Source organism: Antarctobacter sediminis, from assembly GCF_019218285.1.
Lineage (GTDB): Bacteria > Pseudomonadota > Alphaproteobacteria > Rhodobacterales > Rhodobacteraceae > Antarctobacter > Antarctobacter sediminis.
Genome location: NZ_JAHUZG010000002.1, coordinates 1,240,757 through 1,254,826 on the forward strand (window position 1 = coordinate 1,240,757; position 14,070 = coordinate 1,254,826).

12 protein-coding genes are annotated in these 14,070 nt (G+C 58.5%); 4 read left to right on the forward strand and 8 right to left on the reverse strand.

Annotated features, from left to right (window positions below):
• The first annotated feature begins 116 nt into the window (after positions 1–116).
• Complete coding sequence (gene mutS, locus KJP30_RS13840; RefSeq protein ID WP_218450164.1) at positions 117–2,732, forward strand: DNA mismatch repair protein MutS; 2,616 nt, start codon at positions 117–119, stop codon at positions 2,730–2,732.
• A gap of 155 nt (positions 2,733–2,887) precedes the next feature.
• Here the strand turns inward: mutS and KJP30_RS13845 are convergent, their stop codons facing one another.
• Together KJP30_RS13845 and hrcA are read right to left on the reverse strand one after the other, a co-directional pair.
• Positions 2,888–3,451, reverse strand: coding sequence for a nucleotide exchange factor GrpE (locus KJP30_RS13845; RefSeq protein ID WP_218449851.1), 564 nt, complete (start codon positions 3,449–3,451; stop codon positions 2,888–2,890).
• Between the two features lie 11 nt (positions 3,452–3,462).
• Entirely contained in the window at positions 3,463–4,527 is a 1,065-nt protein-coding gene (gene hrcA / locus KJP30_RS13850; protein WP_218449852.1) for a heat-inducible transcriptional repressor HrcA, read from the reverse strand.
• A 112-nt stretch (positions 4,528–4,639) separates the two neighbouring features.
• Here hrcA and rph point away from each other — a divergent pair, with 112 nt between their 5' ends.
• From rph to hemW, 3 genes are read left to right on the forward strand one after another with little or no spacing between them, the layout of a single operon-like run.
• Positions 4,640–5,353, forward strand: coding sequence for a ribonuclease PH (gene rph, locus KJP30_RS13855; protein ID WP_218449853.1), 714 nt, complete (start codon positions 4,640–4,642; stop codon positions 5,351–5,353).
• The gene (gene rdgB, locus KJP30_RS13860) at positions 5,353–5,964 is read left to right on the forward strand and encodes an RdgB/HAM1 family non-canonical purine NTP pyrophosphatase (RefSeq protein WP_218449854.1); all 612 of its coding nucleotides are present in this window, start codon (positions 5,353–5,355) and stop codon (positions 5,962–5,964) included. Before rph ends, rdgB begins: the two co-directional genes overlap by 1 nt.
• Positions 5,954–7,120: a radical SAM family heme chaperone HemW gene (gene hemW / locus KJP30_RS13865; RefSeq protein ID WP_246594495.1), complete on the forward strand. Its 1,167-nt coding sequence runs from the start codon at positions 5,954–5,956 to the stop codon at positions 7,118–7,120. Before rdgB ends, hemW begins: the two co-directional genes overlap by 11 nt.
• A gap of 3 nt (positions 7,121–7,123) precedes the next feature.
• Here hemW and KJP30_RS13870 read toward each other — a convergent pair whose 3' ends face one another.
• Genes KJP30_RS13870 through rho form a run of 6 tightly spaced genes read right to left on the reverse strand, consistent with a single transcriptional unit; the run spans position 7,124 to position 13,914 of the window.
• A complete protein-coding gene (locus KJP30_RS13870; RefSeq protein ID WP_218449856.1) occupies positions 7,124–8,038 on the reverse strand; it encodes a ParB/RepB/Spo0J family partition protein in 915 nt (304 codons plus the stop codon).
• Positions 8,039–8,060: 22 nt separating this feature from the next.
• Positions 8,061–8,870: a ParA family protein gene (locus KJP30_RS13875; RefSeq protein WP_218449857.1), complete on the reverse strand. Its 810-nt coding sequence runs from the start codon at positions 8,868–8,870 to the stop codon at positions 8,061–8,063.
• Positions 8,863–9,480, reverse strand: coding sequence for a 16S rRNA (guanine(527)-N(7))-methyltransferase RsmG (gene rsmG / locus KJP30_RS13880; RefSeq protein WP_218449858.1), 618 nt, complete (start codon positions 9,478–9,480; stop codon positions 8,863–8,865). The genes KJP30_RS13875 and rsmG overlap by 8 nt, the downstream gene beginning before the upstream one ends.
• Positions 9,477–11,354 carry a tRNA uridine-5-carboxymethylaminomethyl(34) synthesis enzyme MnmG gene (gene mnmG, locus KJP30_RS13885; protein WP_218449859.1) on the reverse strand — a complete coding sequence of 626 codons (1,878 nt, stop codon included), beginning with the start codon at positions 11,352–11,354 and terminating at the stop codon, positions 9,477–9,479. The genes rsmG and mnmG overlap by 4 nt, the downstream gene beginning before the upstream one ends.
• A gap of 3 nt (positions 11,355–11,357) precedes the next feature.
• Positions 11,358–12,635, reverse strand: a complete 1,278-nt coding sequence (gene mnmE, locus KJP30_RS13890) for a tRNA uridine-5-carboxymethylaminomethyl(34) synthesis GTPase MnmE (protein WP_218449860.1) — start codon at positions 12,633–12,635, stop codon at positions 11,358–11,360.
• A gap of 7 nt (positions 12,636–12,642) precedes the next feature.
• Positions 12,643–13,914, reverse strand: a complete 1,272-nt coding sequence (gene rho / locus KJP30_RS13895) for a transcription termination factor Rho (RefSeq protein WP_218449861.1) — start codon at positions 13,912–13,914, stop codon at positions 12,643–12,645.
• Between the last annotated feature and the right edge of the window lie 156 nt (positions 13,915–14,070).

Consider the following 14,070-nt stretch of genomic DNA (forward strand, 5'->3'; position numbering starts at 1 on the left):
TTGCGGTTTTCCCCGCGGTTTGGTCACCTTATTGTCACGCGAAATCGCCGGGGGGAAGGTTCGTGAGCGCTAACAAGGCCGGAAAGGGAACAGCGAAGGATACGGCGGTGACGCCGATGATGGCGCAGTACCTCGAAATCAAGGCACAGTACCCCGATGCGCTGTTGTTTTACCGCATGGGGGACTTCTATGAGTTGTTCTTTGATGACGCGGTGGCCGCCAGCGCCGCGTTGGACATCGCCCTAACCAAAAGAGGCAAACACGCAGGGGACGACATTCCCATGTGCGGCGTGCCTGTGCATGCGGCCGAGGGGTACCTGCTGACATTGATCCGCAAGGGTTTCCGCGTCGCCGTGGGCGAACAGATGGAAAGCCCCGAGGAAGCCAAGAAACGCGGCTATAAATCCGTGGTGCGGCGCGACGTGGTGCGGTTGGTCACCCCCGGCACGCTGACCGAGGATTCGCTGCTGGAGGCCCGCCGGCACAATTTCCTCGCGGCTCTGGGGCAGGTACGGGATGACTGGGCGCTGGCCTGGACCGATATTTCCACCGGCGCATTTCACGTGATGCCATTGTCCCGAGCGCGGATCGGGGCAGAACTTGCACGGCTGGCCCCTTCGGAACTTTTGGCCTCGGACAGCACCGAGGAAATCCTGCGCGACGTTCTGACGGACCTGGGGATCGAACCGACGGTTCTTGGGACCGCCTCGTTCGAGTCCGGGGCTGCGGAAACTCGCCTGGAAAAGCTGTTCAAAGTGCAGTCGTTGGCAGGGTTCGGCGCCTTTGGCCGGGCAGAACTTTCGGCCATGGGTGCCTTGGTCGACTATCTCGACATCACGCAAAAGGGACGGTTGCCGCTGCTGCGGCCACCGCGTCAGGAGCAAGTCACCCGCATCCTGCAAATCGACGCCGCCACAAGGCGCAACCTTGAACTGACCGAAAGCCTGCAAGGCGGGCGCGCCGGGTCCCTGCTTTCGGTGATCGATCTGACGGTAACATCGGCCGGGGCCCGCCTGCTGGAACGGCGTGTATCGTCGCCCTCCCGCGATCTGGAGGTGATTCAGGAACGGCTTGAGGCTGTGCGTTGGGGCGTCGAAGGCCCTATGTCCGACAGTCTGCGCGCCAGCCTGAAATCCGTACCCGACCTTGACCGCGCGCTGTCTCGCCTTGGATTGGACAGGGGAGGTCCGCGTGATCTGGCTGCGGTCCGGATTGCCTTGACACAGGCCGAAGAGATCGCCGCGCGTCTGTCCAACCAAGACGTGCCTGACCTGATTGCACGCTCGGTCGAAGCCCTGACCGGACAGGATGCCCTGACCAATCTTCTGGATGCCGCGCTGGTGGCGGAACCCGGACTGAAAGTCAGCGATGGTGGATTCGTTGCCCCCGGCTATGACTCGGCGCTGGACGAGTCGCGAACCTTGCGGGACGAGGGCAGGGGCGTGATTGCCCGGATGCAGGGCGAATATGCGCAGGAAACCGGCGTTGGATCCCTCAAGATCAAACACAATAACGTCTTGGGCTATTTCATTGAAACGACCGCGGTCCACGCGGACAAGATGTTTGCCCTGTCCGAACGGTTCATCCACCGTCAGACAACCGCCAATCAGGTCCGCTTTACCACGGTCGAACTGTCCGAACTGGAGCGGCGAATCCTGAACGCCGGCAATGAAGCGTTGGAAATCGAACGCCGCATCTACGAGGAACTGCGCAGCGCGGTTCTGGATACCGCCCCGGCGCTGTACGATCTGGCGCTTTCACTTGCCGAAATCGATCTGGCCCTGGCATTGGCCGAACTGGCCCGTCAACGCGACTGGTGCCGCCCCCAAGTGGATGACAGCCGCGCCTTCCAGATCACTGCAGGCCGCCATCCGGTAGTGGAATCCGCTTTGGCCGCCAGCGGAACGCCGTTCATCGCCAATGACTGCACCCTGAACGCCGAAGGGCAGGGGGCTGCCGTCACCTTGCTCACCGGCCCGAACATGGCTGGCAAGTCGACCTTCCTGCGCCAGAACGCCCTGATCGCGCTGTTGGCCCAAATGGGATCCTACGTGCCCGCGCAATCGGCCCACGTGGGCCTTGTCAGTCAGATCTTCAGCCGCGTAGGGGCAAGCGATGACCTCGCGCGCGGCCGCTCGACATTTATGGTGGAAATGGTCGAAACGGCCGCCATCCTGAACCAGGCCGACGAAAGAGCCCTCGTCATCCTCGACGAGATCGGACGCGGCACCGCAACCTATGACGGCCTCTCGATCGCTTGGGCAACCTTGGAGCATCTGCAAGCAGTGAACCGGGTGCGGGGGCTTTTTGCCACGCATTATCACGAACTGACGGCGCTTGCCGGCAAGCTGGACGGCGTATCGAACGCCACCGTGGCCGTCAAGGAGTGGGACGGCGAAGTAATCTTCCTGCACGAGGTACACGAGGGCGCAGCGGATCGATCTTACGGCGTACAGGTCGCGCAACTGGCGGGACTGCCCACGGCGGTGATCACCCGCGCCCGCGACGTTCTGGAAGCGCTGGAAAAAGGCGAACGCGAACGCACCAGCCCAAAGGCGCTGATCGACGACCTGCCGCTCTTCTCTGCCGCAGCGCGCACCCCGGCACCGAATGTTTCCCGTGAAACGTCCGAGGTCGAGGAAAAGCTGCGTGACCTCATGCCCGACGACCTGTCACCGCGCGAAGCCTTGCAGGCACTCTACGACCTGAAAAACCTGCTTCACCCCAAATGAAACGGGCCGAATCGGCGTCCTGTTTCTTCTTGGTAACAATACTCTGGGGGTGAAGGCCAAAGGCCGAGGGGGCAAAGCCCCCCTCACTTTTTCCCCTGGCCCCACGGGACCAAGGGTCATGTTTAACGGTTGATCGAGTTCGATGCCGCCGCCCGTCAGGACGCTGGCATCGAACTGACGCCAACCTGCGCCGGGCGCAGAAGGCGATCATACAATAGGAAACCTTCGGCCGAAACCTGGATGATGTCACCGGCCTTTGTACCCGGCACCGGTGCCTCGAACATCGCTTCATGTTGCTGGGGATCGAACCGGTCACCAACCTCGGGTGTGATCCGGGTCACGCCATGACGTTCAAAAACCTTCAGCAATTCTTTCAGCGTCAGCTCCACACCTTCCACCAGCGCAGTCGAGGCCTGACTACCTTCTTCCTGCGCCGCAGCGAGGGCGCGGTTGAGGTTGTCATATACCGGCAGCAAGTCGCGCGCGATGCGTGTGCCACCATAGGCCTGAGCTTCGCGGCGGTCCTTGTCAGCACGTTTGCGGGCGTTTTCCGCATCCGCCAGGGCGCGCATGAACTTGTCCTTGAAGTCGTCCCGTTCGGCGCGCAGCGTATCGATTTCCATTGCGATGTCGTCGATCTCCCCGGTCAATTCGGCTTGCTCTTCAGCTTCGGCCGTTTCGATGTCGTCAAGGAAATCGTCCTTTTTCGGGTCTGCCATCTTTTCTACCTCTAACTCCGGTCAGCGATCATCCGCCCGACCAGTTGAGCCGTGTAATCCACGATCGGCACAATCCGACCGTAGTTGAGGCGGGTGGGTCCAATGACGCCCACCGCACCAATGATCTTTCGGTCCGCGTTCATATATGGAGAGACCACCAGAGAGGAACCCGAAAGTGAGAAAAGTTTGTTCTCGGAGCCGATAAAAATGCGCACCCCTTCGCCTTCATCGGTGAGTTCCAGAAATTCGGCGATGTCCCGCTTGCGTTCAAGATCGTCAAACAGGCTCCGAATGCGGTCCAGTTCGTCCTGCGCGGAATCTTCGCCCAATAGATTGGCCCGGCCGCGCACGATCAGGCGCTCACCACTGTCTCCGTTGCCGTCCCAGACGGCGATCCCGGCGTCAATCAGATCCGCGGCCAGACCGTCGATTTCCTGACGGCGGCGCTTGATCTCGGCCTGCATCGCTCTGCGCAATTCGCTCAAGGTCCGACCTTCGGCCAGAGCATTGGTGAAATTCGCCGCCTCGCGCATGGCGCTTGGCGTCAGACCGGGCGGGGGTGTGAACACTCGATTCTCGACATGGCCATCGGCAAATACAATCACCACCAAGGCCCGGTCCTGCGCGAGGCTGACAAACTCGATATGTTTGAGCGGCGCTTCATGTTTCGGCGTCAGCACCAGCGAGGCCCCCTGTGTCACCCCCGAAAGGGCCGAACCGACCGCATCCAACAGCCCCGAAACGTCTCCCGCATTCCGGCCCAGGGTCGCGTCCAGCTTTTCCCTGTCCTCGTTATCAAGGTCCCGCACCTCCAGCAGGCCATCGACAAACATCCGAAGGCCCTGTTGTGTCGGAATGCGCCCGGCCGAGACATGCGGGCTGTCCAGCAAGCCCAGATACTCCAGATCCTGCATCACGTTACGGATCGTCGCGGCCGAAACTTTTTCCGACAGGGTACGGGTCAGGGTGCGGGAACCTACGGGTTCGCCGCTTGCCAGATATCCTTCGACCACCCGGCGAAACACCTCGCGCGACCGGTCATTCATCTGGGACAGGAGTTCTCGTGCCTCAGTCATCTTCTTGCCCTCTGTGGAGCCATTAAAGAGCCTGTGTTCCCGGCGTCAATCGGGGTTGCATCTGTAGCCTGCCGCTGTCTATCCCCTGCATGACATTATGGAAGGGCTAGCCATGCGACCGTCGGGACGAAATCTAAGCGAAATGCGCGACGTTTCAATCGAAACGGGTGTGACCAAACATGCCGAAGGCTCGTGCCTGATTCGCATGGGGGACACCCATGTGCTTTGCACAGCCACCCTTGAAGAGCGTGTGCCGCCGTTTATCAAGGGATCCGGTCAGGGCTGGGTGACTGCTGAATATGGCATGCTGCCCCGGTCGACCTCGACCCGGATGCGGCGCGAAGCACAAGCCGGCAAACAGGGTGGCCGAACGGTCGAGATCCAACGACTGATCGGGCGCGCGCTGCGAGCGGGCGTTGACCGAAACGCGCTTGGCGAGCGTCAGATCACCGTGGACTGTGACGTGATCCAGGCGGATGGCGGTACGCGCTGCGCTTCGATCACCGGCGGCTGGGTGGCCCTGCGGCTTGCGGTCAACAAGCTGTTGAAAGCAGGCGATATCGTTACCGATCCGCTGGTGTCAGAAGTCGCCGCAGTCAGCTGCGGCATCTATGCTGGCCAGCCGGTTCTGGACCTTGATTACCCCGAAGACAGCGAAGCCGGGACCGACGGGAATTTCATTCTGCGCGGCGATGGTCGCCTGATCGAAGTCCAGATGAGCGCCGAAGGATCCACCTTTTCCCGCGACGAGATGGGCAAACTGATGGACCTTGCCGAAAAAGGTGTGTCCGAACTGGTTGCCGCTCAGCGCGCCGCGGTGGCGTGATGCGCCGGTTCGACGGAGATCGGCTTCTGGTGGCCACGCACAACAAGGGCAAGCTGGAAGAAATCGCACATCTTCTTGAGCCCTTCGGTGTGACCTGTGTCGGCGCTGCCGAGATGGGCCTGCCCGAGCCGGAAGAAACCGGTACGACCTTTGTCGAAAACGCCCGGATCAAGGCCCATGCCGCCGCAAAGGCGACAGGGCTGCCGGCCCTCGCAGATGACTCCGGGATCGAAATCGACGCATTGGACAAGGCGCCGGGTGTCTACACTGCCGATTGGTCGGAAACGCCGCAGGGTCGCGATTTTGTCATGGCAATGGAGAAGTCGCACCGCCTGTTGGTGGAAAGTGGCGCGGCAGAGCCTTGGACCGCTCGGTTCTGCTGTACACTGGTTTTGGCTTGGCCAGACGGCGAAGATGCTGTTTTTCCCGGTGTCATGGAGGGCCAGGTCGTTTGGCCCATGCGCGGATCTCAGGGCCATGGCTACGATCCGATCTTTCAGCCCCATGGACATGACGTGACCTTTGGCGAGATGGATCGCTGGGAGAAAAACAAGATTTCGCATCGCGCCGATGCGTTTCGGAAATTCGTGGCGGGCTGCTTTGAGAGCTGACACGCCTGAAAACTGGCAGAGCGGCGGGTTCGGGCTTTATGTCCACTGGCCGTTCTGCGAAGCTAAATGCCCCTATTGTGACTTCAACAGCCATGTCACGCGCCAGATAGACCAGAGGCGATGGGCCAACGCTCTGGCAGCCGAAATCCGCAGGGCAGGGCGGGAATCCCCCGACAGAGTTCTGCGGTCGATCTTTTTTGGCGGCGGCACGCCTTCCCTGATGGAGGCCGAGACCGTCAAATCGGTCATAGATGCCGCGCGAGACTTCTGGACCTTTTCCAATGACATAGAGATCACGCTGGAAGCCAATCCACGCTCGGTGGAAGCAGGGCGTTTCGAAGGATATGCCCGCGCCGGGGTCAACCGGGTCTCGTTGGGGGTGCAATCTTTGCGGGAGGTGGATTTGCGCCGTTTGGGGCGGCTGCATGATGCGGGCGAGGCAAAAGCCGCGTTCGATGTCGCACGGTCGGTCTTTGATCGTGTCAGCTTTGACCTGATCTATGCACGACAGGATCAAAGCCTGTCCGACTGGCAGAATGAACTTTCCGAAGCCCTGGATATGGCAGCCGATCACCTGTCGCTGTACCAATTGACGATCGAAGAAGGCACAGCCTTTTGGGATCGCGCCCGGAATGGCGGCTTGCGCGGCCTGCCCGATGAGGACCTTGGGGCCGGTATGTATGAACTGACCCAAGAGCTTTGCCGCTCTGCGGGGTTCGAGGCCTACGAAGTGTCAAACTATGCAAGGGAAGGTGCGCAGTCGCGGCACAATCTGGTCTATTGGCATTATGGTGACTGGGTTGGCGTTGGCCCCGGTGCTCATGGCCGCGTGGGAACCGGTACGGAGCGACAGGCCACGGTAGCCTGGTCTATGCCGGGCAAATGGCTGGAAGAGGCGGAAAGGGGCAATGGCACGGAAAGCCGGGCAATCCTGAGCCTGCAAGATCAAGCCTCGGAATACCTTATGATGGGGCTACGTCTTTCTGAAGGCCTAGATATAGACAGACTACATCAACTCGATCCGCAGATCGCAGCAGGATCAGCACTGGCGGAAATGCGGGATCTGGGTTTCGTACAGACGAAAGGCTCGCGGCTTTGGACCACCGAAAAGGGACGGTTGGTCCTTAATTCGGTGATCGCTGCCTTGATGCCCTGAAGATCAGCGGGACGTGCTAAGCAAACCGCATAGCGCGTCCAACTGTTCAAGCGTGTCGTAGGAGATCGTCAGACGGCCGGCATCCTGTCCGGGCTTATGGTCGATCAGTACTTTCATGCCCAAAGCCGCGCTCAGGTCGCCTTCAAGCGCGCGAGTGTCCGCATCCTTATCCATCTTGAAAGCGCCCTCTGGAGCCTTCTTGCGCGGCTTGCTTTCGGGGCTGTCCTGTTTCACCAATTTCTCGGTGTCCCGGACCGACAGGCCCTTTTCAACCACCGTCTTGGCAAGAACCTCGGGATTGGGCGCTGTGATCAAGGCACGGGCGTGACCGGCGCTGAGCTGGCCTTCGGTCACCAGTTCCTGGACAGTCTCGGGCAGATTGAGAAGACGCATCAGGTTGGCGATGTGGCTGCGGCTTTTCCCGAGCGCCTCGGCCAGCTTTTCCTGAGTGTGACCGAATTTGAACATCAACTGCCGATAGCCGGCTGCCTCTTCGATCGCGTTCAGGTCGGCACGCTGAATATTCTCGATAATTGCGACTTCGAGAACTTCGATATCGTCGAACTCACGGATGAGAACAGGAACTTCATGCTGCTGCGCAAGCTGCGAAGCACGCCAGCGGCGTTCCCCCGCGACGATTTCAAATTTCCCCTCGTCACGAGGGGAGGGACGTACGATCAGCGGCTGAATCACACCTTTGGTGCGAATCGACGCGGCCAGTTCGTTCAACTGGTCCTGCGTAAACGTGCGCCGCGGCTGGTCCGGGTTAGGAACCAGCGATTCGATCGGAAGCATCCGGTCAGGGCGGCGCGGGTTTTCGGTTTGTACCGTTTCTTCGGCCGCATTCACATCCGCCATCAAGGCGGAAAGTCCACGACCAAGCCCCCGTCGAACGTCTTTTCTGGGTTTTTCTGCCATGCCTGTCCTCTTTTGCCGCAGATTAGGCGGCGCGTTTATCGTTTTTCTTCAAGAGCTCTTCGGCGAGCGCCCGGTAAGCCTGTGCGCCCTTCGAGGAACTGTCATAGGACAAGACCGGAAGCGCATAGGAGGGAGCTTCGGACACGCGCACATTGCGTGGAATGACGGTAGAGAAGACCAGATCGCCAAGATTGGCACGCGCATCCGCTTCGACATGTTGCGACAGGTTGTTGCGCGAGTCGTACATCGTCAGAACGATGCCTTCGATGCGCAGAGCAGGGTTTGCGCTTTGCCGGACTTCCCGGATCGTCAGCATGAGCTGCGACAGGCCTTCGAGGGCAAAAAACTCGCTTTGCAACGGAACCAAGACAGAATGCGCAGCAACCATCGCGTTGACCGTCAGAAGGTTCAGGGACGGGGGACAATCGATCAAGATGACATCGAAACCAAAATCGTCCAGAGCTGGTTGGCGAAGTGCGTCATGCAACAGGAAACTGCGCTTTTCGTTCGAGAAAAGCTCGATATCAGCCGAGCTGAGATCAACAGTGGCCGGGATCAGCGACAGATTATCGGTCGATGTGCCAAGGATCACCTGGTCCAATGCAACCTCACCAAGAAGCAGATCATAGGTCGTCAATTCTCGATCTTCGGGTTCTATCCCAAGACCTGTCGACGCATTGCCCTGCGGATCGAGATCGACCACCAGAACCTTATGCCCCTGTTCGCACAGCGCCGCACCAAGGTTGATCGTCGTCGTGGTCTTGCCGACGCCGCCTTTCTGGTTGGCAATGGCGATGATTTTCGGACCCGGTGGGCGCGTCGGATCAGACATGGACGAGGTCTCCGATTTCGAGGACAACTGCGTTGGGGTTGGTCTTACTTGTATGCGGCGTGCAGGAAAATTGCCATTCCGCTTGTGCTTCTTCGACTTCTTTTCCCCAGCTTTCTCCCTTCATTAGCAAGGCCGTACCGCCTTTTGCCAGATGGCGATGCGCGAAACCCAGCAACTTGGGCAAGGGAGCAAGTGCGCGCGCAGACAGGATGTCAGCGAGTTGCGGCGAACAGCTTTCAATCCGGTCTGAGTACACCTTCGCGGATAATCCGGTTTCCCGAATCACATGGCGCAGAAAGGTCGCTTTTCGGGTATCCGACTCGATCAAGTTCAGCGAGGTGTCCGGTGATTTCTCGGCCAGAATGATCCCGACAACTAGGCCCGGAAACCCCCCGCCGCTGCCGATATCAACCCATGATCCCCTGCATGAAATCCTAATCATGGTTAGTTGTGCGGAATCCGCAAAGTGACGGTGAATTGCCTCACCGAGTGTGTTCCGTGCGACAAGGTTTATCCTTGGATTCCACTTGTTAAGTAAGGCCAAATAGAGGTTCAGCCGATCCAGTGTTTCACGTGAAACATCGACGCCAAGAGTATCACTGGTGATCATACAGCATCTTTGCGTTGAAACTGACGAATCTTGGCAAGGATCAGCGTCAGAGCCGCAGGTGTCATTCCGTCAATTCGGCCTGCCTGCGCAATTGTTTCCGGACGTGTCCGGGCCAGTTTTCCTTTTAGCTCGTTGGACAGGCCTTGTAGCGCTTCAAAGTCAAAGTCGCCCGGAATCACAAGTGCCTCATCCTTCTTCAGGATCTCAACGTCGCGTGCTTGGCGGTCGATATAATTTACATAAAGCGCCTCACGCTCTAGCTGGGCGCCTGTTTCGGCATCCAGCGCACCAATGTCTGAATTTAGTGGGATCAAGCTTTCAAGTGTCACATCCTTGAACGACAGCATTTGAAACGCGCTTCGCCGCGTTCCATCTTGGTTCACATTGATCCCGATCGAGCGCAGTTCACCCGGGGTGAAATGAAGCGACTCCAGCGTCTGCCGGCCCGCGGCCAATCGATCCATTTTGTGCGCAAACTGACTTTTCCGTTCCTCTGACACGGTATGAAGATCAATCGCCTTTGGCGTCAAACGTTGATCGGCATTGTCAGCCCGTAATGACAAGCGGAACTCGGCGCGGCTGGTAAACATGCGATAGGGTTCGGTAACGCCTCGTGTTGTGAGATCGTCCAACATCACACCGATGTAGCTATCAGTCCGTGAGAAACGGACCGGATCAAGCTCTCGGGCAAATGCAGCTGCATTCAAACCAGCCACCAACCCTTGCGCGGCCGCTTCTTCATAACCCGTCGTGCCGTTGATCTGACCGGCAAGGTAAAGACCCTGAACATTTCGGACCGACAACGTAGCCGTCAGCGCGCGAGGATCGACATAGTCGTATTCGATCGCATAGCCGGGCTGCATGATCTCGACACGTTCCAAGCCGGGAATACTGCGAACATAGTCCTCTTGAACATCCACGGGCAAAGATGTGGAAATTCCGTTCGGATAAACGGTGGGAACGTCAAGGCCCTCAGGTTCCAAAAAGATCTGATGGGACGTCTTATCGGCAAACCGGACCACCTTGTCTTCAATAGAGGGACAGTATCGCGGTCCAACACCCTCGATGTGACCGCCGTACATGGCGGAACGCGACAGATTTTCCCGGATGATTTCGTGAGTGCGTTCAGTCGTATGTGTGATCCCGCAGGAAATTTGACGCGCCAGTGGGGCAGGGGAGAGGAACGAAAACATCACCGGATCGTCGTCGCCCGGTTGCATGTCCAGCCCGCTCCAATCAATCGTGCGTCCGTCTAATCGAGGCGGTGTCCCGGTTTTCAAACGCCCAATAGGGAGGTTCATATCGCGAACGCGATCAGCAAGTTTGACGGACGGACGGTCACCCATACGTCCACCCGGTTTCTGAACGTCTCCGATATGGATGACACCACGCAGAAAAGTTCCGCTGGTGAGCACAGTTGACGTGGCCCTGATCTCGGATCCATCGGCAAGGATGACACCCAAGACCCTGTCGTTCTCCATTACGAAGTCGACAACTTCGCCTTCTACAACCGTCAGGTTTTGGGTGCCGGCAATCTCCCTCTGCATCGCCTCTGCATAAAGTTTGCGATCAGCTTGTGCCCGAGGCCCTTGGACGGCTGGTCCCTTGCGTCGGTTCAACAAGCGAAACTGTATGCCAGCCGCATCCGCAATCCGGCCCATGATCCCGTCCATCGCATCGATTTCCCGGACAAGGTGGCCTTTTCCAAGCCCACCAATTGCAGGATTGCAGGACATCACCCCAAGATCTTGGTGCCTGAGCGTAACCAATACTGTATCGGCACCCATACGCGCCGATGCTGCGGCTGCCTCGGTTCCGGCGTGGCCGCCGCCAACAACGACAACATCACTTCGACGATGTTTCACGTGAAACACTCCCTACTTGCCGATGCAGAAGCTTGAAAAGATGTGATCCAAGACTTGCTCAACATCAACGTGACCAACAAGCTGCTCCAGCGCCCTCAGCGCGATCCGCACCTCTTCGCTGGTCACATCGTACAGATCCGCGCCATCTTCCAAAAGCAACAATGCCTGTTCCAGATGGGAGTGGCCCTCCGCCAAGGCAACCCTATGCCTTTCCCGCGACGCCAACCCAGCCCCCTGAACTTCGTCCAACAACCGGTTCTCGATCGTTTCCAAAAGCGCCGGTACACCAGCCCCCGTCAGACCGGAAACCCCGCAACCACCTTCATCCGCCTTCGCCTGAACAACAATATCACCGTCTTCCACCGCAAGCATGGGCACGCCACCCTTCAGCACCAGATGAACCCGTAAATCCGCAGAACCTGCACGCTCACGCGCGCGGGCTACACCGATCTGTTCAACGCTGTCCTCAGACTCGCGCAGGCCAGCCGTATCCAAAAGCGTCACTGCCAGTCCGCCGATTTCCATGCGGACCTCGATCACGTCACGTGTTGTCCCGGCCACATCCGATGTGATCGCCGCCTCCCGTCCCGCAAGATAGTTGAGAAGCGTGGACTTCCCCGCATTCGGCGGGCCGACGATTGCCACCTCAAAGCCAAGGCGCAACCTTTCAGCCGACTCTAGCCCCTGAAGCTCACGCTGGATCTCACCGGAGACCGATTCAAGAAATTGCCGAACGTCGTCCGACACATCCACCGGCACTTCCTCGTCGACAAAATCGATCGTGACTTCCAACAGAGAGAGAGCGCTCAACAGTTTTTGACGCCATCCCGCAACCCTGTTTCCCAAAGCCCCGGTCAACAACCGCAACGCCTGACGTCTTTGTTGCTCCGTTTCCGAATCGATCAAGTCCGCCAGCGCTTCGACCTGGCTAAGATCCAATTGCTCGTTCTCCAAGGCCCGGCGCGTGAATTCTCCGGGTTCCGCACCGCGAAACCCCTCCATGGTCCCAAGCTCGCGCAAAAGAGCCTGAACCACGGCAACACTGCCATGCACCTGGAACTCTGCCACACGTTCGCCGGTAAAACTCGCACCTTCCTCAAAGACCAGAACCAGAGCTTCGTCCAGAAAGTCGCCGGCGGGCGTCACCAAACGGCGGACGGAGGCCATGCGCGGCGCGGGGATCGCGCCACCAAGGTTTTTCACGGCATCCCACGCACGGGGGCCAGATGTCCGGACCACAGAGACGCCAGCCTTCCCGGCCGCGCTCGCCAGGGCAAAGATGGTGTCCATGGCAGGGTCAACTGTTCATCGAATCGAAGAATTCGGAGTTCGTCTTGGTCTGTTTGAGCTTCGAAATCAGGAATTCGATGGCATCCGTCGTCCCCATCGGGTTCAGGATACGACGCAAGACAAAGGTCTTTTGCAGATCGATCTTGTCGACCAGCAGGTCCTCTTTCCGCGTCCCAGACTTGAGAATGTCCAAAGCCGGGAAGACGCGTTTGTCAGCAACCTTACGATCCAGAACGATCTCGCTGTTACCGGTGCCTTTGAATTCCTCAAAGATCACTTCGTCCATGCGACTACCCGTATCGATCAAGGCCGTGGCGATGATGGTCAAAGAGCCGCCTTCTTCGATGTTCCGCGCCGCACCAAAGAAACGCTTGGGCCGTTGCAGCGCGTTCGCGTCGACACCACCGGTCAGAACCTTACCGGACGACGGCACCACTGTATTGAAAGCTCTACCAAGTCTGGTGATAGAGTCCAAAAGGATCACAACATCTCGCTTGTGTTCCACTAGACGTTTGGCTTTTTCAATCACCATCTCCGAAACCGCCACGTGACGCGTTGCAGGTTCATCAAAGGTCGAGGAAATGACTTCTCCCTTCACCGAACGCTGCATGTCGGTCACTTCTTCAGGACGTTCGTCGATCAGAAGCACAATCAGATAGCACTCGGGATGGTTTTTCTCGATGCTTGTGGCGATGTTCTGCAACAGAACTGTCTTACCGGTCCGCGGCGGGGCAACGATCAGCGAACGCTGTCCTTTACCGATTGGTGCAACAAGGTCGATGATCCGGGCGGAACGGTCCTTGATGGTCGGATCTTCGATCTCCATCTTGAGCCGTTCATCGGGGTAGAGCGGCGTCAGGTTGTCGAAAGCGATCTTGTGACGGGCCCGCTCAGGCTCTTCAAAGTTGATCTCAGACACCGAGACCAACGCGAAATAGCGCTCTTCTCCATCCGGTGCGCGCATCTCGCCCTGGATCGAATCCCCCGTGCGCAGCGAATACTTACGGATCATGTCAGGCGATACGTAGATATCGTCGGGACCGGGAAGATAGTTCGCCTCGGGTGAGCGCAGAAAGCCAAATCCGTCCTGAAGAACTTCCAGCACGCCGTCGCCATAGATGATCCAGCCTTCGTCCGCGCGTTCGCGCAGGATCTGGAACATCATCTCGCCTTTCCGCATCGTCGAGGCGTTTTCGATCTCGAGGTCCTCGGCCATCGCCAACAGATCCTTGGGACTCTTCGCCTTCAGGTCGGAGAGGTTAAGCTTTTCTTCGCTCATGGCACATAAGGTGGTGCCCGAAGGCCCACGTATCCTTTGTCTAACGGGAAAGTCTCCTCCGGACGGAGGATGCGAGTGAGTATCGCATTCTTGGCTCACTCGTCAATCCGGATCGCGGAGCGTCCTTTCTTTAAAAAATAGATAAAGAAAAAGGTT